A 22,194-nucleotide genomic window follows, 5' to 3' on the forward strand; every position below is an offset into this window, starting at 1 on the left:
CCCGTCAGTCATTCCACGAAATGCCGTATTTTTCCAGCCGGCGATACAAAGCCGCCCGACTGATGCCCAATGAAAGGGCTGCCTGCGTCAGATTATTGCCATGTGCCTCCAAAGCTTGCAGAATGGTCTGTTTCTCCAATTCCTCCAGCGTCAGTCCCTTCAAAGTGACCGATGATTCCCATGCTCCTGTCGTGGGATGATATTGTGACTGAAAATCTACCGCAGTCAGACAATCCTTTCCGCATACCAGCAAGGTACGCTCCACCAGATTCTTCAGCTCACGAATGTTCCCGGGATAAGGCAACCGGCTCAGGAATTCCAGCGCATCGTCCGAAAGGGACACCAACGGCAATCCGTCGGCCTGGCAGCGGCTCTCCACAAAATGAGCGGCCAACAAAGGAATATCCTCCCTCCGTTCACGTAAAGCTGGGAGATGCACTGTAATCAAGTTGATACGGTAAAACAAGTCTTCCCGGAACGTATGTTCACGCACCATCTGTTCCAGATTGGCATTGGTGGCACACACCACCCGTACATCGACCTTTCGCGGACGGCTCTCCCCCAACGGTTCAAACGTCTGCTCCTGCAACACCCGCAGCAACTTCACCTGACACGACAAATCCAGTTCACCGATTTCATCCAAGAAAATCGTCCCTTTATCCGCCAGTTCGAAACGTCCTTTCCGGTCGGTCACCGCATCGGTAAACGCCCCTTTCTTGTGCCCGAACATCTCACTCTCAAACAAAGTCTGCGAAATACCTCCTAAATTGACCTTGACAAAAGGCTGGTTCCTGCGCGGACTGTTCAAATGTATCGCCTCCGCAATCAGTTCTTTTCCCGTACCGCTCTCCCCCGTAATCAAGACAGAGGCTCCTGTGCGGGACACCCGCTTCACGGTAGACAACACCTCTTCCAACGCCTTGCTCTTCCCGATGATATGACTGCGGTCAAAATCTTCTTCCTCCTTTGTAGAAAAGCCGGCTGAATCTTCTTTCGACGTCAGTTCCAGAGCCGTTTCAATGCGTTGCATCAACGCCGCATTGTTCCACGGTTTGGTAATAAAATCGAAAGCTCCGGCCCGCATCCCTTGTACAGCCAACGGAATACTTCCCCACGCGGTCATCAGGATGACCGGTACATCCGGACAGAACAGTTTGACCTGCTTCAACAACACCAGTCCTTCTGCCCCATCGGTAGAGAGGCTGAAATTCATGTCCATCAGAATCAGCTGTGGAGTTACCGTATGTACTACCTCCATTGCTTCTTTCGGGCGCGGCACAGCCTGTACCTCATATTTCGCCCGTTTAAGCATGAAACTGAGTGACGAACGAATGGCACTATCATCATCTATTATCAATATCATAACACGACAAAAGTAAATATTATTTCACAAAAGAAGGGGGTCAGTGCTTCACTATCTTCTCAAAATCGGCCTCAATGCCCGTTCCTGCCGCAAAATCCCACAAGGTGAGACTGCGCAACTGGTAATAATAGTACCAATAATAAAACAACTCATTGATGTGTTTGCGGCGTGCCTCATCCTTCTGGCTCTGCGAGTCGTTCAAATCGAGCGTGGAAATCTTCCCAACCAGAAAAGTCTCCACATTCGTATGATAGCGTTTACGGGCAATCTGATCGGCCTCATCCGCCAAATGAAGCTGCGTCTGCTGGTTGTTGAACTGCTCTACCAATACAAACAGATTCTGATTGAAATTCATGGATTCCTGCCGCAGCTTGCTTTCCGTCACTTCCCGGTTGCTCTGTGCCACTTTGACCTGTCCGCGACGTTTGCCCCAGTCCAGAATCGGAATCTTGAACCCAATCTCCACCACCTGATTGTCTTTCAACCGGCGGTAGGCCGTGTCAAAACGGCGATCGGTTCCTGTAAATCCCACCTGGGCAAAGAGCGTGATTTCGCGCATATTCCCTTTCGCCTTGGCCACTTCATAATCGGCTTCGAGCTGCCTGCGACGGATATTCTGGGCAAAGGAGTTGTTAGCCAAAGCCTTGGACAACACATCCGCATACTCCAACCGAACCTCGGGCACGGAATCCGGGACCTCCGGTATCAGTTCTTCGTCCTCCCCCAAAGCCAGGAACGAACGCAAGGTAAACATGTGACTCTTCAAGGCACTCTCGTTGGAGGTCAGCGAAGAACGGGCATCCAGCACATTCAATTCCAACTGCAACACATCATTTTCACTGATCTGCCCCATCCGGCGCTTGGCCTTGGCAACTTCATACAATTTCTCTGCATTCTCCAGGTTCTGTCTGGCAATGGCTACGTTTTCACGAGCCAGCAGCAAATTGAAAAAATAATTGATGGTGGTCATCGTGACCTCTTCCGTTGCACTCAAAAAAGCTGCTTTGGCTTCTGCATAACGTACCGGCTCAATCCGGCGGTCCCACTTGGTCTGATTCACCCCAAAAACAGGCTGGTTCAAGGTCAAAGCCAACGGAACCGACATAAAACGGTTACCCGAACTGCCATCCATCTGCCGCAGAAAATCAAGAGAGGTATTCAATGACAACGTACCTCCCGTGAACCAGATATTCTGGTCGATGGACAACTGTCCGTTCATCTGCATGTAGTTGTTTTGCACATACGTGTAGGAACCGTCATTCAGCTGATACGAATTATACCCCTTGTGATAAGAAGGCACAGTGGCCGTAAAGTTCACCTCCGGCAGCAATTCCGCACGATAGGTACGATATTCCCAATACGCCGTTTTCAGCTCATTCAAAGCCACAGCTGCATCCACACTCTGTACCCGTGCCAGCATAATGGCCTCATCCAACGTCAACACATGCGTTTTCTCCATCGGCTCTACCGCCCCTCCTTTACAGAAAAGGAAAAAAGAAAATAAAATCCATACACTCCGTTTCATACTCTTCCACTCATTTATCGTATTACCCTCACCTCAATTCTTCCAACCAGCCATTCCGCCTTATCCTACCTGGCGGCCATCAAAGAAGCGTACGATACGTGAGGTCTGTTTAGCCTGCTCCTCATTGTGGGTCACCATCACCACCGTACGCCCGTCTTCCTGATTCAGCTTGTGCAGCAGCTCCATGATCTCCGCTCCCATCTTGGAATCCAAGTTACCGGTCGGTTCATCGGCCAGCACGATTTCCGGATTTCCCACAATGGCCCGGGCAATGGCCACACGCTGGCATTGTCCTCCGGAAAGCTGCGACGGCATGTGATGCATACGATGACTCAGCCCCACCTTCTGCAACACTTCCTCAGCCCGCTGCCGGCGTTCCTTCGCAGAAACATCGCGATAAAGTAAAGGTACCTCCACATTATCCAGCACATTCAAGGAATTAATCAGGTGGAACGACTGGAACACGAATCCCAAGTTCCGGTTACGGAAAGCGGCCAGTTCCTTGTCTTTCATTCCTTCTATCTTCACTCCCGCAATCTGTATGGTACCGCTGGTAGGCGCATCCAGCAGTCCCATGATGTTCAGCAAAGTAGATTTTCCACATCCGGAAGGTCCCATGATACTGAGAAATTCTCCTTTTTCTACCGTCAGGTTCACATTTTCCAATGCCTGTGTCTCTATCTCATTGGTCCGGTAAATCTTATTGATTCCGGTTAATTCTATCATATTCATACGCATCTTGTTTTAAAAGTTTATCATTACATCTGTATTCAGATGAATCGTTTCACGTGCTTTTTATTCATCCCGCAAGGCTTCCGTAGGCGAAATGGCGCTTATCCGACGAGCCGGGATATAAATACCTATCCACACCACTAACAGCAGAATGACGTATACCACCAGCGATATAAGGAAGAAGTGCAGTCCAAAATTGTCCACCCAACTGGGAATCACCGCCGGCATCCAGGAATTTCCCTTATTCAGCCCTTCACTAAACGCATATTGCAGATAAATAAAACAGCCGATGAAAGTAGCCAGCGTAGTCAGTACCGTACCTTCTCCCAAGAGCATCAGACGAATGCGATGCGGTGTCGCTCCATAAGAAAGCATCACCCCCACCTCTTCCCGACGGGTACGAGTCTGCATCCAGAAAGTACCAATCACCCCCAGACAGAGATTGATTAGGAAAAACAGTGCAATGCTCAAATTACGGCGATAAAGCGCCGTAGAATCACTGAATTCACGGGCCGCATTGATTTCATCGTACGACTGCAATTCACGGGCATAAAGATTCCCGGCACGTAGCTGGCGAAGCATCCAAGGGCGGAAATCGTGCAAGAAGCGCTCCATGCTGACTCCCTCTTTCAAACGAATGACCATCCTCATATCGTCCAGATTGGAACGTATATCCGGATTCTGCTGCGGCATGAACACCATCGGTACGGGACGCCAGTCACTCAGATACTTGCATGCTTTCACCGTCCCCTTCACTGCCGTATAAAACGTGTCTGTACCATTCACCTCCAAGCAACGCTGATTCCGGTACGTATGTGTATGAAACATTTCTTCCAGCAAATCTTCCGTCATGATATAATAGTACCCATTGTCCAAATCCGACAGCCGGGCTGCACTCATACTCCCCTCCCCAGATTGGAAACCGTAGGTTTCAAAGAAATGGGTATGAGGTAAAAATTCGATATAGAGAGCCGAATGAACGACCGAATCACCTTCTGCTACAAAGTCGGAAGTTCCACTTCCCATCGCACCCGGATATACAAAAGAAAGTACCGGAGCGGCCTGTTCCACCCCAGGATACTGCCGGGCACGGTCTACCAGATTCAAATACGCCTGCATCAACGAAGCCGAATCGGCCGCTTGCGGCTCATATCCGGGAGCCTCCGGAGGAAGCATGGCCACAGATACCATACACAGGCGGTCTGCATCGTATCCCAACGGAAGATGTCGCTCATAAGTCACTACCATCACAGGATCGAAAATGGCCCAGGAAAGAATGGCCACCAATATCAGTTCAGCCAGCAGCCATCCGTTACGACGGCGACGGCTCCAAAGATTTTTTATAATCAATTTCCACATATCCACTCAGTATTTTTCGGATTATCTTTTTTCATACAATGAATACACAATCGGCTTGCGCAACGACATCCATGCCGGCCACAAAGCGGAGAGCAAATTCAGCACCAGACACAATAAAAAGGCGATGAGAAACACGACCGGTGCAAACAGCATTTCACCTGACACATACAGATTGGCTCCTTCTGGAATATCCATCGGCCAGGAATCAAACAAGATAAAAATCCATTCACGCCCCACATAAAGCATGATCCATGCCACCAGCAAGCCCAGCAGGCCTCCCACTAACGTAAGGAAAAAATTCTCCCACATCACCTGCGACAGCAAGGCACTCCGGCTGGCTCCAAAAGATTTACGAACGCCCATCTCCGGCAAACGACTCTCCATACGACTGGCTATCAGTCCGTTCAGATTCAGTGAAGGCACAAGCAGAAGTACCAGTACCCACAGCGTCAGCCGACCTGCCACCTTCCAAGAGCTGAAACTCGTATCCGCAGGATACTCTTTAAACACACTGAGTGCATGCGAAGTAGGCTGTTCCCACAATTCCATCTGCCACTGCCCTTTATATTGTGCGTTCACTCTTCTGGTCAAGTCCTTGATTTCAGCCCGTAAAGCCTTTGCTTGTGCATTGTCTTTCACTAAAAAAGTCACATCAAACAGCCCACAATAGGGGAAGCTGGAGACAACGGGGTCCTTGTAATTTGATTCAACGGAATAAGGTACATAAACCTGTGCATACGACTGGCGGGTCAAGAAACTCGCTCCACGTACCACCCCACATACACGATAATTCACATAATCCATGGAAAACGAACGTCCCACCACGCCTTCTGTCGTACCGAACAAACGACGGGCAAGGTCATCGGAAATCACAGCCGTATGAATACCACTTGCCAAATCGGCCTCCGTAAATGGATGTCCCTCCAGAAATTGCAACGCATAGATACGGAAGAAAGCCGGGTCTACCAGTTTCAATGCCGGACGGAAATCCCCGCTCCGATCGGCAGGCTGTACATAATAGTCCATCGCATTGCTGAAACGCGCAGAAACCGCTACCACATTCTTTAGCGGATAAATCCATTCCTGTAAAGCCCGATACGACAAAGCGGACTGATAGATTCTTGATTCCTGTTCCGATTTGAAACTGACATGAGTCAGATACAACGTGTTTTTCCGATTCTCTTCCGGATAGATAGGGGCCAATTTCACGTAATAAACTACCGCCACTATCACGGTCATGGCAATAGCCAATCCTGTGCCGACAATGTAGAGCATACTGAACAGACGGTTCTGCTTCAGTAGTGTAAAAGCCTGTGTCAAATAAGTTCTTTGCATTCTCATAAAAATCTCACTCTCATTTTAATCTTGTATATTCTTTGTCATCTATTAATGTTTCAAGCTTACCTTCCGCTTGTTCTGAAAATCCTTCATGTCGCTGACTACCACTTGGTCACCCGGCTGAAGTCCGGAAATAACCTCCACGTATTCAAAATTGGAATCTCCTAACTGCACTTTCCGCTTGACCAGTTTATTTTTTCCATCCCGCACAAAAAGTGCATATTCTCCTTTTCCCACATAATAACTGGCATTGTCTATTCGGAGCACATCCTCTTTCACGGAATTCATCACATACACATCCACTTTCAGTCCCGAGCGCAACCGACGATAATGGTCATTGGCCAGCTGTACAATAAAGGAAATCACGCCATTTTTAGATAAAGGCGTCACACTGCTGATTTGTCCTTCCAGTTTTTCATTGCCAATCTTCACAATGGCCCGTCCGCCTGCCACTACCTGGTCTGCATAGGTATCGGCAATTTCCGCTTCCACTTTAAAATGACTTAGGTCTGAAATGACTGCCAGCCGGGTTCCTTCTGTCACCTGTGCCCCCACCTGATCATTGATATAGGTAAGAATGGCTTTTCGCGGTGACCGTATCTGTGCATCCTCCAAGGTCCGCTTCATTTCCGCCATCTCCTTACGAAAAATCTCATATTCCAGCTCCTTCACTCTCAAATCGGCCGCTTTCACCTGACGTTCGTTGGCCAGCTGCTGACGAAGCTGTTCCAATTCCAGTTTTCCCGTCTGGAAATTCAGTTCCGCCTGACGCACCCGGTCGGTCGTACCCGAACCCAGGCTGTCAAGATATTGCTCGTTTCGCAACTCCGCCTTCATCCGGTTCAGTTTCATGGCCGACACCTTTACTTTCATCTCCAGATCACTGAGATACGTTTGATTGTTGATTTTCACCTGATCCAACTGGTAACGCTTCATCTGGTCTTCATCCTGTAATTTCTGATAGCCGGTCTCAGTGCTCTGCAAATCCAGTTTCAACAACGGCGTACCTACCTCCACACTATCTCCTCCTTTTCCATATACCTCCACAATACGCGAATTAATCGGCGTATTGATGATTTCTTCAAAGGCAGGTACGACCTTACCCGACGCGCTCACACTTACTTCAATCGTTCCCCGGGTCACTTCCGAAAAAACCAGATTGCTTTCTTTCACACTGCTGCGCATCCATGAAAACAGCAGAATCAACACTACCACGCATCCGACTCCGATACCTCCATATTGCATGAGTCTTTTATTGCGCAACCTTTTTCGTACTTCTTTTGATATTTCTCTATCCATATCTTTACCTATCTCATCACGCATTTTCCTAAACAACATCCATGCCAGATTGATAAACCATTGATTCCCAATAGTATTCAATTTTTAAAGAGTGTCCGATATCGGACACTCCGTTCGATTTTAAACACAGACCGTCCGTTTTTTACGAGAAATTCCACCCAACCGTTGCACATTTCGGAAACTCTCTCTACCTTTAAATTTGGAAAGGAAAAGAACGATGAATGAGCAGGTAATACAAAAACTAAAGATACTGACAGAATCCGCCAAATACGATGTGTCGTGCGCTTCCAGCGGTACTTCCCGCAAGAATACCAAAGGAGGAGTGGGAAATACCGTGGGCGGATGGGGCATCTGCCACAGCTTTTCGGAGGATGGACGCTGTATCTCCCTGCTCAAAATCATGCTGACCAACTACTGCATTTACGATTGCGCCTACTGCATCAACCGGGTAAGCAACGACATTCCGCGAGCCACGCTTTCCGTGACGGAACTGGTGGAACTGACTATGGAATTTTATCGAAGAAACTACATCGAGGGACTGTTCCTCAGCTCAGGAGTGGTGCGCAATCCCGACTACACCATGGAGCGCTTGGTCCGAGTGGCCAAAGACTTACGGTTGGTGCACCGCTTCAACGGCTATATCCACCTGAAAAGCATCCCCGGCGCCAGTGAGGAACTGGTACAGGAGGCCGGATTGTATGCCGACCGTCTCAGTGTCAACCTGGAAATCCCGACCGAAAAGAATTTAAAGCTGCTGGCCCCGGAGAAAGATCACCAGAGTGTATATCTCCCGATGAAATACATTCAGCAAGGGATTCTGACGCATCAGGAGGACCGGAAACATTACCGTCATGTGCCTCGTTTCGCCCCCGGCGGACAAAGTACGCAGATGATTGTCGGGGCTACGCCTGAAACCGACAAGGACATCCTGCAGGTTTCTTCCTCGCTCTATGAACAGCCCACCATGAAACGCGTGTATTATTCAGGCTACATTTCGGTCAATACTTACGACAAGCGGCTGCCGACCTTAAAACAACCGCCTCTGGTCCGGGAGAACCGACTCTATCAGGCCGACTGGCTGCTACGCTTCTACCAGTTCAAGGTGGACGAGATCGTGGACGACCAGACGCCCAACCTGGATCTGGACATTGACCCGAAACTGGCCTGGGCCCTTCGCCATCCGGAGTTTTTCCCCGTGAACATCCAGACCGCCGATTATGAAGCCATCCTGCGCGTGCCGGGTATCGGAGTAAAATCTGCCCGCCTGATTGTAGCTTCCCGCCGTTTCTCACGCATCGGCTTCTATGAACTGAAAAAGATGGGGGCTGTGATGAAAAAAGCCAAATACTTTATCACCTGCAATGAACTGCCGGACAAGACCATCCACGAACTGGGAGCTGCCGGTGTACGGAGACTGCTGCTTCCTACTCCCCGTAAAAAGACAGACGAACGGCAGTTGAGTTTTGACTTTGCAGAAACAGAAGAAGCTGCCTCCACACACAAGTGAAAGCAGCTTCTACCTTATTTTTTCATTCGTATCCTCAACGGATGGATACTTCCGTCACAGGCTGTTCCTTTACGGTATCCAACGGTACCGCTCTGTATTTGACACGCTGGAAATCAATCTTGTTCAAGTCAATGCTGCGGATAGATGCATTGTACATGGTACGGAAATAAATCATCCGATGACGCATGTCCGTAGCCGAAGTCCACTGGGTGGCACTCGGGATATTGGCCGGAATCTTTCCTCCCTGAAACTCAATACCTACCGGAATATCGAAATTGTTCAAAATCTGAAATCCCTGAAGCACCGTCTGGTGGGCATTTTCCTGCTGGGGAGCCGTAGTCTGATAGAAAGCAGCCCGCACGAAACGGGAAGGAGGCGTCACATCGCCCGGCATGCCCAGGAAACCACTTCCTGCCCCAAAAGAGCGCAAGGTAAGCTTACCGAATTCCTGAGGCTGTGCACTGCCGGCATAAAGATTCACATAATTGTTCAAGTTGGTCAGCTGCCACTCAAAACCCGGAGAGTTGGTCAATACACCCAATTCGTTTTCATAGAAATGCAGCTGCCCGTCTACAATCTCCAACACCACCTGGCGTCCAGACACATCGGCAAACCGCCAGTGTACAGTGGAGGCACGTGGGTCAATGGCTACCACATGCACCTGTTTCAGGCTTTCCTTCACCTCGTCCACGGTCTGACAATTACCCAATACCCAGGCTACCAGCTGCAAATCGGCAATGGAAGAAGATTTCCACTCCGCCTTATACGCCTCGTATTGCCCGTAGTTTGGGAAATAGAACAAACCGGCAGAAAGTCCTTTCTCGTTCAGACCTTCGGCCACAAATTCCTTCTGTTCTACCGAAAGGCCTACATATCCGTATTTTGCCGTAAATTTCATGCCGTCCTGTCCACCAGGCACATACGACTGCGTGGTATAGCCACGCGGCACCACCACATAGCAACTGTTCAAATCACTTCCACCCCATTCAATGGTACGGGCCAGAATGCGTGTACTGTCTTTTGCCGTCAAGGTAATGCCGGTACAAGCTTGTGAAGACTGTGACTGGAAGACGGCCACTGCGGCCATCAATCCCAAAAGCATAGATTTGTAATTCATCATTCACTCCATTTTTTAGTATACAACAAAAAATAGCTTGTTTTGTTTCGGTTGAGCGTTTTTTACTAATTTTGTTCCCCGAAAGCTTTTTCCAAAGATAGAAAAATTTCCACTAAAAAACATGATTATTTTTCAATATGATGCTACCTTCGAAGGCCTGCTCACTGCCTTGTTCGATGCCTATTTCCGCCGGGCCTTCCCCGACCTCCTGCTTGCAGAAAAGGAGCCACTGCCTCTTTTCTATGACGAAAGCCACCAGGTAGTGACCGACATGACCAAAGTGGAACGGGTGTGGAAGCTACTGTCACGGAAACTTTCCCGGAGTGCCCTGTCCTGCCTCACTTATTGCTGGCTTTCTGAAACGACAGAAGCTCCGATGCTGCTTTTCCGCTACCTGCGGAAAGTGACGGATGCACCGACTTCCATTGAACAAAATTTCGCCGACCCGGATGTACTCGGAGTATATCAGTTAAGTAAGAAAGTGGCAGGCGAACGGATGCGGGTACTTCAGTTCATGCGTTTCCAGAAAACGGCCGACCAAACTTATTTCGGTATCATGGAACCGATATACAATGTATATCCGCTGACCATCCAGCATTTTCAGGACCGTTTTGCCGACCAATCATGGCTGATTTACGATGCCCGCCGCCGGTATGGATACTATTACGACCGAAAAGACGTGAATGAAATTACATTTAAAGATTCACAAGCCGATTTTCTACGCTACGGCAAACTGCAAGATGAACTCCTGGATAAAAACGAAAAGCTTTTCCAAGAAGGCTGGAAAAGCTATTTTCACAGTGTATGCATCCAGTCCCGGCTCAATCCTGTGAAGCACAAAAAAGATATGCCGGTCCGTTTTTGGAAATACCTGACTGAAAAAGATTAAGCAAACGGGAATAAATCGTCCGGATAGCCGATATCGACCAAGAAAAGGGCATGTCCCGGTACCGACGTGCCAGCACTGCAACGGTTTTTCTCTTCAATCACTTTCCGGAATCCTTCGACCGAGAGTTTTCCGCGTCCCACTTCCACCAGTGTTCCCACAATGGCTCGCACCATGTTCCGCAAAAAGCGGTCGGCCTGAATGGTAAACACCCATTCCGTATCGCTTATCTGGTCCCAATGCGCCTGCATAATCTTGCAGTTGTTGGTCTTGACATCCGTGTGCAACTTGCTGAAACTGGTGAAGTCCGTATAGTCGAATAACGTCTGGGCCGCTTCGTTCATCTTCTCAAAATCCAGCGGCTGGAACAACCTCCAGCAATAAGCCCGGTTGAACGGGTTCTTCTGTGTGGTGACATAATATTTATAGGTACGGTACGTGGCGTCGAAACGAGCATGTGCATCCTGATTTACCCTTCTGACGCGATACACCGAGATGTCCGGCGGCAACAAACGGTTCAACTTATCCGTCACTACCGCCTCATCCAGCATCCTTTCCACCTCAAAATGAGCCACCATCAGACGGGCATGCACTCCAGCATCCGTACGCCCGGCACCAACAACCTCAATGGCATCATCCCGCAAAAAGGTATGCAAAGCCTTCATCAGCGTTTCCTGCACACTGCTTCCATTCGGCTGTATCTGCCAGCCATGATAATTGGTTCCGTCGTAAGCTAAATAAATGAAATACCTGAACATCACACTCTGATTTATCGGGCGGTAATATGGAAACACCCTTGTTTCAACTCATACTTCACATAGCAGCGGTCGGCCTTGCGAAGGTCGCGCAGCACTTCCGACAACACCAGCTTCAAGGTATCCGCACTTACGTCCTGCATGGGACGGCCGTCGGGGTCTTCCACCTTTTCAAAACGCTTCCAGCTCACATCAAACGTGGTTCCGTAAAAATGACAGGAATTCAACGAAGCATTACCATTCGTACGACGCAGACGCTTCACATCGTCTTTCGTACGTGTCACGGAAGTCACAATCACCTTATTGGGGTTCAAGCCTTTGTTCTCCAATGAATCCAAAAAATTAACCCCAATCGTATCCAACAAGGCACTGGCCTGAGGCACCAGATAAGGAATGGAATGTGTCAGTGAATCCAGTCCGTAACGCTCACAAGCCGCAATCTCCACCAAACGGTCTTTCATTTCTTCCGCTTCTTCACGAGTACTGATGGGACGAATACCGATTTTCTTCGCTGTAGCCAGCTGCACATCGTTCAAATCACCAAACGAACGCTTGTAACTGATTACTCCCCTGATATTACGCGGATTATTCATTTTCATCGACATGTCCTTCTCCTTACATCCGACCAGACACATTCCAGCCAGCAAGGCCACTGCAAGGCACGACTTGAGTAATAGCTTCATTTCTTCCTTATCCTTTTTAATTCGCGACAAAGATAACACAAAAAACCTATAAACCTACATTATTACTTTTAGTTATCACACATAAAAAAAGGTGAATAGGACATTCCACCAAAAACACCTATCTTTGCGCCGGATTCAAGAAAACAATTATTCTATACACATAAAAACAAGTCTATATGTTTGAAAAAGGAAACAGAGCCAATACCTTGCACGGTATTCTTTTGATTGCACTATTCTCTTTTGCGGCATTCTACATTGCCGAAATTCCCTTTGTCAAAAGCCTCTCGTTCAGTCCGCTGATTGTCGGTATCATTTTGGGTATGCTGTATGCCAACAGCTTGCGCAACAAACTCCCTGAAACATGGGTCCCCGGTATCAAATTCTGTACCAAGCAAATTCTGCGGGCCGGTATCGTACTCTACGGATTCCGACTGACCCTGACACAGGTAGCCGCCGTAGGACTTCCGGCAGTGGTCGTAGATATCATCATCGTAGCCGGAACCATTTTCCTTGGAGTATGGCTGGGCAAACTGCTCAAGATGGATAAGGATACTTCGCTGATGACTGCTACCGGCAGTGCCATCTGTGGAGCGGCAGCCGTACTGGGTGCTGAACCGGTGGTAAAATGTGAAGGACATAAAACGGCCATTGCCGTATCCACTGTGGTCATCTTCGGAACCATCTCCATGTTCCTCTATCCCATCATGTACCGTGCCGGATTGCTGGATGCACTGGGTAATACGGGAGTAGCCATCTACACCGGAAGTACTCTGCATGAAGTAGCCCACGTGGCAGGTGCTGGAAATGCTATGGACCCGACCGACACTTTGGGAATCGCCGGCACAGCTACCATTACCAAAATGATTCGTGTGATGATGCTGGCTCCGGTACTGGTCATCATGAGCTTTGCGCTGGCCGGAAGAAAGAAGAAAAATGCGGAAGGAAAAGCCGAAAAGAGCAAGATTACCATTCCTTGGTTTGCTTTCGGATTCATCGGCATCATCTGCCTTAACTCCCTGCTGCAATACCTCACAGGAGCTGAAACAGTAAAGGATATCCCCTTGAACGGAGCCATTGAATACATTGATACCTTCATGCTGACAATGGCCATGACGGCATTGGGAACAGACACCAGTCTGGAGAAATTCAAGCAGGCCGGAGCCAAACCGTTCCTGCTGGCAGGATTGCTCTACATCTGGTTGTTAGTAGGTGGTTACCTGCTGACACAATACATCACTCCGATGTTCGCGTAAACTTCAGACTTACATCACATACAATTAAAAATGGAGGCAATCCTTACGGTTGCCTCCATTTTTTTATTACTCCACTATTTATTACGATACTGCTTGGGCGACATACCCGTATAGCGCTTGAAATACTTTCCAAAGAAAGAAATATCTGAAAAGTTCAACGAATAAGCGATTTCCTGCACGGTCATGTCCGTGGAACGAAGTTTGGCCTGCGCATCGCGTATAATAAATGAAGAAAGAATATCGGTCAGTGTTTTTCCAGTCACTTTCTTTACGGTCGTACTCAGATGCTGTGGCGAAAGATGCAATTTTTCGGCATAGAAAGAGACGTTCCGCTCCGTCTTGTAATACTGCACCACAATCCGCACCAGCTCTTTCACAATCTCCTGGTTACGGTTGTACCTGGGCGAATCATCCTCCCCTCTTTCTTTATAGACCCCACCCAATGACAGCAGCAACTGTGTATAAATCAGACTGACCTGCATTTCCGTCATCTCATCCTTTATTTTCTGACGACGAATCAATAGCCGAATGCTGTCACGGAACAGTTCAAATTTCTGTTTCTCCATATCTATCACCGGACGTTCGAATATATAAGGAGTATATTCCACCGTATACGAAAACAATTTTGCTTCCTCTATCAGTTTCCTTGAAAAGGCCACAAATATAAACCGGCAATCCTTGCTTTGCTCTTCAATCTGAAAGAACATCCCTGGAAATAGAATGGCCAGAGAGCCTTCTTTCATCTCATAATGCGTCAAGTGAATTTTCACCCGACAACTTCCCCTCAGACACAAAAGAAAAAGACATCCCGGAAATGGAGCAGAAACCTGAAACAACTGTCTGAAGCCGCCCGTCATGTCTATACCCGCTATCATCTGCTGATTTTCGGGCAACAAATCAAGCTTTTCCAATTTTTTCATTCTATCACTCTATTATCAAAAGACAAATATAGAAGTTCTACCAATAGATTCCAACACAAAGGGAGATACAATGCGTTAAAAAGAAAAAAAGAAAAGCCGGACAAATTCCGGCTTTTTATTAATCTTTTATTTCTTCAATCGTGACTATATCTTCAATTTGGCTCTTTTTCCTGCGGAAACGTATCAATCGGAAAAGGTCCATCAAGGCATATACAATGAACGATACTCCCAGCACAATAAATGGAATTTCTGCGGTTTCAAACGGATTGAACAAAACCGTAATACCTGCCGCCAGCACCAACACCGGCACTACATACACACCAAACGGCACCGGCATGAATGAACGAGCTGCAATCAGATTGGCCAGCTGACTGATTCCTCCCAACACTAACAATACACCGAGTACATACATCAATACGCCTACAAAAAAAGAAGGCATAATAATGAGCCATATCCCAAAGAAAGTACTACCCAAGGCCACAATCGGGAATACCGGACGAGGAGCTTCTGTCTTTCTACGGTTCAGTATGGCCAGATAGGAAATCAACCCAATCAGACCAGGAAGCAAAAACAAGACTCCAATGGTTATCACCAAGTAATTCACTGCCACATCAGGCCATGTCACGAGCAGGATTCCGAGGATCAATGCACAAAGTGAACCAACCAATGCATAATTCAAAGATTTCATACATTCATCTGTTTAAAATTCATTACTCAAAGGTAAGTAAAAAGTATCAATTCACAAACAAATACTTCAAAAGGATAATCCATAGATTATCCCGCATAACTATGCATGCCTCCTAACACATAATTCACTCCAAAATACGTCATCAATACCGTGGAAAAGGCCAAAATCAGATATAAATGAAAAACACCGGGACGCTGAAACAAAGGAAAACTCTTCCAATGAAAAGCTGCTCCATAAACCAAAAAAGTGATTAAAGCCCACACCTCTTTCGGATCCCATGTCCAATAACTCCCCCAAGAAACATTGGCCCAGACCGCCCCAATAAAAATACCTACACCTAACAACAGCACCGCAGGGTAAAGCAGCAATCGGCAACATAAAGTAAGACGTTCCATCTGAGCCACCTGTTTCCGTACCACAAGAGCCAAAAGACTGCACAAACAAATAAAGGCAAACAATGCATACGAAATCATGATAAGAGACACATGAATACTCAACCAAGGAGAAAGCAATACCGGCATCAATGGGGTAATCTGCGGATTCTTTTCTCCCAACCAGGCAACCAACAACACCCATCCGGACAGCAACAAACCTGACGGCAGGAGTAATACCAAACGACGTTGCCAGATACAAGCACCTAACAGCAGACAACCGGCTAAAAAAAGCATCGTTTCCGGCCCATTTCCAAGCGGGATACGACCTCCAATATACCATCGAAGCAGATAAGCCCCCCAATGTACAAGACACGATGTCCAAAGCCCAACCTTCAATACAACATAAACCCAATTTTGTCTATAGTTGCCTTGAGGAACTACCACATAAAAACGTAGCCACCAGAAAAAGCCTACAATTCCCAGAAAAAGGTTGCACATAAACAAAATTTTGGAAAAAGGAATCGCATTGTAGCACAATTCTGCTTGAACCCGAAGAGATGACAATGGCTCTACACTTCCATCAGTCGGCAAAGGTCGGATAAGCGTACCCTTTTTCAACATCAAGACCATACCCACTTTTTCATCCAGTTCCCGTATCTCTTTCTCCAATTTCTCTGCCTGATGCTGTTCCAGCCATCCTTTGAAAAGTCCACTCTGCCTTTTTCTCTGCCATTCGTTCCACACTTTTTCCAAACGATAATTCTTTCCGTCGAATAAATCCACCAAAGCTACATGGTCAGACTTCAACTTTAACATCTGACGAAGATTTTCACTCTTCACGTAAAACATCGGTTCATGCTGCCACTCTTCGGGATATAATAACCAGCTTGCCACTACCTGTTCAGGAGTTAAGCCTTGATAGGTGTCACTTCCACATAACTTCAACGTAAAATCACGGGCCAAAGTATTAAACGGTACCACCCGATCCTGATAAATAACCTGACGTGTTTTCAGCTTTTCCGCATCCTGCCGTGCTAACACACGTACTGGCTGAGCCTGCAGGATTGGTAATGATATCCCCCATAACACACAAATCAAGCCTACCTTTCTCCAAGCCGGATGATGCAGCAAGTTCCTAAAGGTTTCCCTCCGACTCACCAGCAAACAGACCGCAGAAAAAAGCAGACACACATATCCTGCATAGGTCACAGCAATGCCCCAAGGATCATGATTGACACTCAACCAGCTACCAGACCAATCGGTATCGAAAGATGACTGATAGAAACGATAACCGTCTACCGAAAGAATATGATTCATTGAAATAATTTCTTTACGCTCTTCTCCCTTCACCCGGCAGGTCACATAACTTAAATAATCCATCGGAGCTTCCGTACCCGGATAATATGCCACCCTGAAACTGTCCAACCGGATATGAAAAGGCATTTCCTGTGAAACCTGATCAGAAGTTGCCACAAACAAATTGGTCTCCTTCCCTTGTTCAAGATGTACATACCCTTTCTCTCCCGTCAAAAAGGTAAGCAAGGCCCCTCCTAATATGACCAGGAGGGAGCCGTGCCACCACACAACGGAGAAACGCATTCCCTGCCGGTACTTTCCCAGCACCCGCAACAGGACACAAGCTAACGTTCCCCACAAGCTACAAAACCATAAAGAACGATAAATATGAGTTTCCACAAAAGAAGTTCCATATACTTGCTCCAGCAAAGTGGCTGCAACCAACACCATAATCAGGGTTACATAAAGAAAGATTCCAACTATTTTCCATCCACGTACTTCCATAGATTTCAAAAATCAGGATAAAGCGTGTTTTTCTGTGCCTTTGTACCCATACATTCCATTTCAATAAGCCAACCTGGACGGCAAACAGGAGCCAGCAGAATCACTTTCGGAATTTCTGGGAAACGCTGATCGAACATCTCACGTACCGTCATATAATCTGCCCCATCACGTAGATATACCAACATTTGTCCAATATCTTCAAACGACATTTCTGCTTCCTTCAACAAGGTCTCCACGTTTTCCCACATGCGTTCGGTCTGTTTCCGGATATCACCCGGATACACCACTTCCCCCCTGTGATTGATACTGGCCGTACCGGATATAAAAACCTGACGTCGGTCGCCATAATCCACATACGTACCACGCTCAAAACTTACTCCATACTCATACGTAGGATTCAAATGAGTCGGTGCATATAAATAATGAATCTGTTCCTGGCGGATACCCAATACGGCATACGTATCCATCTGTACCAGCACCTGCGTATCGGCATGACGCCCGCCGATACCAGTACTGGCTATATAATGTGTCTGTGGTGTCAAACCCTGCGTCACAAACACTTCGTTACGGGCTTTTACCACTCCGGCATAATTCACATCTACATTCTGTACAAAAAACCAGGTACGAATGCAGTTCTCGGCCAGATGCCCTCCCTGTGCAATCAGTTGCAGGATATAATCATTCAGCAGCAAACGGGTCTGATATTCCGAGTTGGCCGCCCGGTTAGAAGCCGAACCACCCCACAGATGGCGGTAAACCCCATGTGACACTTCGAACAATCCGCTTTCCAGCGCACGACATTGCACACCGGATTGCAGATATACCCATAATGCTATTTTTGTTCCGTTCAGCGGGGGCTGTTCCACAATCGAACAGGCACAGACCGAGCTTTCCGGCACCTGTACCGCCAGCCAGTCGGCCTGATTGGCAGCATCGCTTAAAAAATAACGTTTGAACACGGCAACAGCTCCCTTCAACTCATTCTCCAACAGTTGATAATAGGTATCGAGTAAAGTATCCAATTGCTCCTGATACGTCAAAGAAGGCCGAGTAACATGAATCATCACATGGTATTCAGCGACTCCTTCAGCCGGTTCAAAACGTGAAATTTCTACTAATGTATTTTCTTGTGACTTGTGGTTTCGTAGTTGTTTGTGGCTCATATTCATACTATTTTAATATTCAAGGTTTGGCACCTCCATTTATCCAATCATCTATCAAGTTCAATAATACCGGCTCAGCCGAAAGAATGTCCTGATGGTCATGGTGCACATGACCGTTTTCATGCAGTACCTGATACAGAAAGCTGTTTTCCGTATCTGTCGGTTTCACCCTCATGACTTCCGGATTCACTACAGACGGGACATTTACCAGCTGTTCATAGCTTTTTCCTGCAGTCAGAAACAAGTGTCCTGCCGCTGAAGTACTTCCTCCATGGCAACTGGCACAGCGGGAGTCAAACACCTGCTGCACAGCCTGGAACATGCCGACTTGCTGTTCACCCACGTCCATACGAATCGTGTCTTCTGCCGTTTCCGAGCAATCGACCCTGGCAAAGGTCACTACCCGCTCTCGAATGCGGTTAATCACGCACAATTCGATTTGAGTGACTTCATCTGTCACTCCCGACATCACCACCTGCACCGTACCATCTTCTCCTGCCTGTGAAGGCATCACATTGGCAGAAGTCAGTGCATATTCACTTTTCGCATCAAAACCGGCCACGGCTACCGTATATCCGGAAGGCCAGGTATCCATACCCGTTACCTTTCCGGTGAACTTCACCGTACGTCCGCCTTCTGCCGTATCAGGCACTGCCTCATAGATACGTCCTTCGTCGCAAGAAACCAGCCATAGGATTCCCAGCCCCAAGAGTATCCATCCATACACCTTTCTTTTCATCACACCCTCCTCTTTAGAACGTGTACTGAAGCATCACCGTGGCATTATGGGTCGCTATTCCCAAGTCGTCATTGTCGCGGTCAAGTTGTGTATCGTGCCCCCAGCGCCCTACAAACTGATACATAGCCTGTAATTTCAGGTTGCAGCCTTTAAAGAAATAGTTTACTCCCACGGCCGGCATATTCATGAATCCGTTTGTATCCATTCCGTTGCGGTTGAAGAAATCATAACGTGCCGTAGCTTGCAGACGGGAAGTCACGAAATAGCCTCCCTGCACGTATCCTCCCAGATAGTGATACCCCTGGTCAATCTTCTGCCGTTTGGTAAAGCCCACGTGCATGTAATACATTTCCGCTCCCAGATAGAGTTTTCTTTTCAACATGGCAAACTCCAGTCCGGCACGGTAATCGTTCGTACTTTCGTTCTCACTCTCCACATTCAATGAAGTGGATAGTCCTAGCATCAGCTTGTCTTCATTCAGCCGGTTAGGATTTCCCTGCGTAGAAGGCATCACTCCTTTGGGCATGTAGGTAAAACGTCCGGCATAAAGCAAGGAAGGAATGTGCCAGTCGTCACTGAACGTTTTTCCTGCCGTATTCACCGAAATACCTGTACCGTTGAATAATCCCACTTCATAGCCAAACTTATCTGCCAGCAGACCGTGTACTTCCACTCCCAAGTCGAATCCCGTTCCGATATTGGGAGTCACGGCATTCAACGAATAGGGTAGAATCACCGGAGCGGTCAGCGACAACGGCAAGGAGGGCATCAAGGTTTCTCCCAACGTAGTCAGGTAGGCATGCGAAAAAGGTGTTTTAAACTTACCCACGCGGATAGAAAACTGTTTTTTCAGCTCCACATCGAACCAAGCCTGTTGCAACAAGGCTGCGCCCGTAACCGCCGCATTCAGTGACAGATTGAACGACACTTTGCCAAAGGCTTTTCCTGTAAACCCCAACACGGCATAAGGAATGGCAAAGCCTGAGTTAGCCACATTGTCCTGATTATAGGCCTTGTCCAGCCCTTCATCGTCATACCAGTTGAAATTGGCGCTTGTCTGCACTAACAGATAAGGCTTGAACACAAAATCGCCTTTCTTGGAAGCGATGGTAAATCCCTCTCTTCCAGCCAGTGACACGATACCATTTTCCGTATCTTCTTCATGTTGTGCCAGTGCTGCCAATGGCATTAACGCAGACAGACACAAGGCAGTCAGTATTTTTTTCATAAGTTATCAGTTTCTATACTTAATGATTAAAGTGAATTTAAAAACGCAATCAAGGCATCACGGTCTTCCTTACTCATACGCTTAAACAAGTTTTTCGAAGCTTCCGCCTCTCCTCCGTGCCACATGATAGCCTCTACAAGGTTACGGGCGCGTCCGTCGTGCAGAAAATAGGTATGTCCGTTCACCACTTCCTGCAAGCCGATGCCCCATAATGGAGTGGTACGCCATTCATTGCCCCGGGCCAGACCACTCACGTAATTGTCGTTCAAACCCACACCCATAATTTCCGACCCCATATCATGCAGCAGAAAATCAGAATACGGATGGATGGTCTGATTGCCCAACCACGGCAGTTCCGTACCGTTCAGCAGGGTGGCTCCTCTTACTTTTGTGTGCAGCGTAGTTACATGGCAAAGATGGCATTTCGCCTCATAGAATTTCTGTTCTCCTTTCTGTACCTGCGGATCATTCACATTCCGGCGGGCTGGTACACCTAAACAGTGCATATACAAGTCCACATCCTCCATGTCCTCGGTCGATACGTCCAACTGGTCGTACGAAAGTCCCATCATACTGCCCTGGTCCATCTGCATCTGTCCCTCACATATCTCCTCGGGATAACGGCTGTTGGTCACTCCCATGTCACTGGAGAATCCTAATTCCACCGTCAAATCGGCATGCTGTGCCTTGTTGCCCGAAAGTCCCAGACGAGTTACTCCACGCTCACTGATATAATTACACCGTCCGCTAATGCCGTATTCGGGGTAATTACTTTTGGCAGCCAATGCTTCGATTTCTTTCTGGTCGAGTGCCATCATCTGCCCCATCCCCACATGACGTAACGGTATACGGACAGAACAGAACAAATCTTCCGGACGGATACTGTCGGCATACCACTCCGTAATGGTATAGGTTGGCTTGCAAAGCTCATAAGTTTCTCCATCGGGAAATTCGAATGTCTGGTAGTCATACTTCACAGACAATTTCCCCTCCGGCTTCACCCCATAAATGGCCTGGTCATGAAGCACACGCCCATAGTTCTGGAAGAAGGCTCCGTTCTTTCGGGTGATATACACCAACATGGAAGAAAAACCGTAATTTCCTGAGCCACCTTCACTCCACAAGGTAGGCTTGGTACGTCCGGCATTGCGGTGACAGCTTCCACAGGAATAACCGGCATACACGGGACCTAATCCACCATCCTGGTTACTACTGGTACGCACATCGTCATACAATCCATCTCCATCGTTGAAACGGCTGCTGTAAATACCCGACAGCCACGACGCTTCAAAGTCGTAAGCTTTCGAAGAAGTCAGAAAATTGGTAGCCGTACCGGCTGACAGTGCAAAGCCTTCCGGCACCTCCACGTACTGCTGGTCGGTTCCTTCTTTCTCACAGCTCCATAGAAGACAGGGAAAAAGTCCGTATAACAAAAGTTTTACTATTCTCATTTATTCTTCTCTTT

The 22,194-nt window shown here is 47.7% G+C and carries 19 protein-coding genes; 3 read left to right on the plus strand and 16 right to left on the minus strand.

Going from position 1 to position 22,194, the window contains the following annotated elements; translation table 11 throughout:
• Positions 1–4: 4 nt before the first annotated feature.
• From H6A28_RS00930 to H6A28_RS00955, 6 genes are all read right to left on the minus strand, one after another.
• Positions 5–1,363 carry a sigma-54-dependent transcriptional regulator gene (locus H6A28_RS00930; protein ID WP_204478582.1) on the minus strand — a complete coding sequence of 453 codons (1,359 nt, stop codon included), beginning with the start codon at positions 1,361–1,363 and terminating at the stop codon, positions 5–7.
• 40 nt (positions 1,364–1,403) lie between these two features.
• Entirely contained in the window at positions 1,404–2,888 is a 1,485-nt protein-coding gene (locus tag H6A28_RS00935; protein ID WP_204474822.1) for a TolC family protein, read from the minus strand.
• Between the two features lie 60 nt (positions 2,889–2,948).
• On the minus strand, positions 2,949–3,614 hold the full coding sequence (locus tag H6A28_RS00940; protein ID WP_204474841.1) for an ABC transporter ATP-binding protein: 666 nt from the start codon (positions 3,612–3,614) through the stop codon (positions 2,949–2,951).
• Between the two features lie 69 nt (positions 3,615–3,683).
• Positions 3,684–4,979, minus strand: coding sequence for an ABC transporter permease (locus tag H6A28_RS00945; protein WP_204474821.1), 1,296 nt, complete (start codon positions 4,977–4,979; stop codon positions 3,684–3,686).
• A 21-nt stretch (positions 4,980–5,000) separates the two neighbouring features.
• Positions 5,001–6,314 (minus strand): ABC transporter permease, encoded by a 1,314-nt coding sequence (locus H6A28_RS00950; protein ID WP_204474840.1) that lies wholly within the window; start codon positions 6,312–6,314, stop codon positions 5,001–5,003.
• A 51-nt stretch (positions 6,315–6,365) separates the two neighbouring features.
• The gene (locus tag H6A28_RS00955) at positions 6,366–7,616 is read right to left on the minus strand and encodes an efflux RND transporter periplasmic adaptor subunit (RefSeq protein WP_204474820.1); all 1,251 of its coding nucleotides are present in this window, start codon (positions 7,614–7,616) and stop codon (positions 6,366–6,368) included.
• 217 nt (positions 7,617–7,833) lie between these two features.
• Here H6A28_RS00955 and H6A28_RS00960 point away from each other — a divergent pair, with 217 nt between their 5' ends.
• Positions 7,834–9,123, plus strand: a complete 1,290-nt coding sequence (locus H6A28_RS00960; RefSeq protein ID WP_204474819.1) for a putative DNA modification/repair radical SAM protein — start codon at positions 7,834–7,836, stop codon at positions 9,121–9,123.
• A gap of 34 nt (positions 9,124–9,157) precedes the next feature.
• On the opposite strand, the gene H6A28_RS00965 is transcribed toward H6A28_RS00960, so the two are convergent.
• On the minus strand, positions 9,158–10,243 hold the full coding sequence (locus tag H6A28_RS00965; protein ID WP_204474818.1) for a choloylglycine hydrolase family protein: 1,086 nt from the start codon (positions 10,241–10,243) through the stop codon (positions 9,158–9,160).
• Positions 10,244–10,361: 118 nt separating this feature from the next.
• On the opposite strand from H6A28_RS00965, the gene H6A28_RS00970 reads away from it, so the two are divergent.
• Positions 10,362–11,129: a TIGR03915 family putative DNA repair protein gene (locus H6A28_RS00970; RefSeq protein ID WP_204474817.1), complete on the plus strand. Its 768-nt coding sequence runs from the start codon at positions 10,362–10,364 to the stop codon at positions 11,127–11,129.
• Here the strand turns inward: H6A28_RS00970 and truA are convergent.
• Together truA and H6A28_RS00980 are read right to left on the minus strand one after the other, a co-directional pair.
• On the minus strand, positions 11,126–11,884 hold the full coding sequence (gene truA / locus H6A28_RS00975) for a tRNA pseudouridine(38-40) synthase TruA (RefSeq protein ID WP_204478583.1): 759 nt from the start codon (positions 11,882–11,884) through the stop codon (positions 11,126–11,128). The genes H6A28_RS00970 and truA overlap by 4 nt on opposite strands.
• A gap of 11 nt (positions 11,885–11,895) precedes the next feature.
• Complete coding sequence (locus H6A28_RS00980; protein WP_204474814.1) at positions 11,896–12,564, minus strand: DUF5715 family protein; 669 nt, start codon at positions 12,562–12,564, stop codon at positions 11,896–11,898.
• A 176-nt stretch (positions 12,565–12,740) separates the two neighbouring features.
• Between H6A28_RS00980 and H6A28_RS00985 the strand changes: the two genes are divergently transcribed.
• Positions 12,741–13,817, plus strand: a complete 1,077-nt coding sequence (locus H6A28_RS00985; RefSeq protein ID WP_204474812.1) for a YeiH family protein — start codon at positions 12,741–12,743, stop codon at positions 13,815–13,817.
• Between the two features lie 74 nt (positions 13,818–13,891).
• Here the strand turns inward: H6A28_RS00985 and H6A28_RS00990 are convergent, their stop codons facing one another.
• The 7 genes from H6A28_RS00990 to H6A28_RS01020 form a co-directional block, all read right to left on the minus strand.
• Positions 13,892–14,737, minus strand: coding sequence for a helix-turn-helix domain-containing protein (locus tag H6A28_RS00990; protein WP_204478584.1), 846 nt, complete (start codon positions 14,735–14,737; stop codon positions 13,892–13,894).
• A 118-nt stretch (positions 14,738–14,855) separates the two neighbouring features.
• Positions 14,856–15,425 carry an HdeD family acid-resistance protein gene (locus tag H6A28_RS00995; RefSeq protein ID WP_204478585.1) on the minus strand — a complete coding sequence of 190 codons (570 nt, stop codon included), beginning with the start codon at positions 15,423–15,425 and terminating at the stop codon, positions 14,856–14,858.
• An 86-nt stretch (positions 15,426–15,511) separates the two neighbouring features.
• Positions 15,512–17,599 (minus strand): cytochrome c biogenesis protein CcsA, encoded by a 2,088-nt coding sequence (gene ccsA, locus H6A28_RS01000; protein WP_204478586.1) that lies wholly within the window; start codon positions 17,597–17,599, stop codon positions 15,512–15,514.
• 5 nt (positions 17,600–17,604) lie between these two features.
• Positions 17,605–18,762, minus strand: a complete 1,158-nt coding sequence (locus H6A28_RS01005; RefSeq protein WP_148328556.1) for a Rid family hydrolase — start codon at positions 18,760–18,762, stop codon at positions 17,605–17,607.
• A 19-nt stretch (positions 18,763–18,781) separates the two neighbouring features.
• Positions 18,782–19,501 (minus strand): hypothetical protein, encoded by a 720-nt coding sequence (locus H6A28_RS01010; protein ID WP_204478587.1) that lies wholly within the window; start codon positions 19,499–19,501, stop codon positions 18,782–18,784.
• Between the two features lie 13 nt (positions 19,502–19,514).
• Positions 19,515–20,729: a porin gene (locus H6A28_RS01015; RefSeq protein ID WP_204478588.1), complete on the minus strand. Its 1,215-nt coding sequence runs from the start codon at positions 20,727–20,729 to the stop codon at positions 19,515–19,517.
• Positions 20,730–20,755: 26 nt separating this feature from the next.
• Entirely contained in the window at positions 20,756–22,180 is a 1,425-nt protein-coding gene (locus H6A28_RS01020) for a di-heme oxidoredictase family protein (protein WP_195204053.1), read from the minus strand.
• Between the last annotated feature and the right edge of the window lie 14 nt (positions 22,181–22,194).

This window comes from Bacteroides mediterraneensis (assembly GCF_016900355.1).
In the GTDB taxonomy this organism is placed as follows: Bacteria; Bacteroidota; Bacteroidia; order Bacteroidales; family Bacteroidaceae; genus Phocaeicola.

Bases quoted from the DNA above. Each gene is read 5' to 3' on its own strand.
- H6A28_RS00930 (WP_204478582.1), bottom strand. From the start codon at position 1,363: ATGATATTGATAATAGATGATGATAGTGCCATTCGTTCGTCACTCAGT.
- H6A28_RS00935 (WP_204474822.1), bottom strand. From the start codon at position 2,888: ATGAAACGGAGTGTATGGATTTTATTTTCTTTTTTCCTTTTCTGTAAA.
- H6A28_RS00940 (WP_204474841.1), bottom strand. From the start codon at position 3,614: ATGATAGAATTAACCGGAATCAATAAGATTTACCGGACCAATGAGATA.
- H6A28_RS00945 (WP_204474821.1), bottom strand. From the start codon at position 4,979: ATGTGGAAATTGATTATAAAAAATCTTTGGAGCCGTCGCCGTCGTAAC.
- H6A28_RS00950 (WP_204474840.1), bottom strand. From the start codon at position 6,314: ATGCAAAGAACTTATTTGACACAGGCTTTTACACTACTGAAGCAGAAC.
- H6A28_RS00955 (WP_204474820.1), bottom strand. From the start codon at position 7,616: ATGGATAGAGAAATATCAAAAGAAGTACGAAAAAGGTTGCGCAATAAA.
- H6A28_RS00960 (WP_204474819.1), top strand. From the start codon at position 7,834: ATGAATGAGCAGGTAATACAAAAACTAAAGATACTGACAGAATCCGCC.
- H6A28_RS00965 (WP_204474818.1), bottom strand. From the start codon at position 10,243: ATGATGAATTACAAATCTATGCTTTTGGGATTGATGGCCGCAGTGGCC.
- H6A28_RS00970 (WP_204474817.1), top strand. From the start codon at position 10,362: ATGATTATTTTTCAATATGATGCTACCTTCGAAGGCCTGCTCACTGCC.
- truA (WP_204478583.1), bottom strand. From the start codon at position 11,884: ATGTTCAGGTATTTCATTTATTTAGCTTACGACGGAACCAATTATCAT.
- H6A28_RS00980 (WP_204474814.1), bottom strand. From the start codon at position 12,564: ATGAAGCTATTACTCAAGTCGTGCCTTGCAGTGGCCTTGCTGGCTGGA.
- H6A28_RS00985 (WP_204474812.1), top strand. From the start codon at position 12,741: ATGTTTGAAAAAGGAAACAGAGCCAATACCTTGCACGGTATTCTTTTG.
- H6A28_RS00990 (WP_204478584.1), bottom strand. From the start codon at position 14,737: ATGAAAAAATTGGAAAAGCTTGATTTGTTGCCCGAAAATCAGCAGATG.
- H6A28_RS00995 (WP_204478585.1), bottom strand. From the start codon at position 15,425: ATGAAATCTTTGAATTATGCATTGGTTGGTTCACTTTGTGCATTGATC.
- ccsA (WP_204478586.1), bottom strand. From the start codon at position 17,599: ATGGAAGTACGTGGATGGAAAATAGTTGGAATCTTTCTTTATGTAACC.
- H6A28_RS01005 (WP_148328556.1), bottom strand. From the start codon at position 18,762: ATGAGCCACAAACAACTACGAAACCACAAGTCACAAGAAAATACATTA.
- H6A28_RS01010 (WP_204478587.1), bottom strand. From the start codon at position 19,501: ATGAAAAGAAAGGTGTATGGATGGATACTCTTGGGGCTGGGAATCCTA.
- H6A28_RS01015 (WP_204478588.1), bottom strand. From the start codon at position 20,729: ATGAAAAAAATACTGACTGCCTTGTGTCTGTCTGCGTTAATGCCATTG.
- H6A28_RS01020 (WP_195204053.1), bottom strand. From the start codon at position 22,180: ATGAGAATAGTAAAACTTTTGTTATACGGACTTTTTCCCTGTCTTCTA.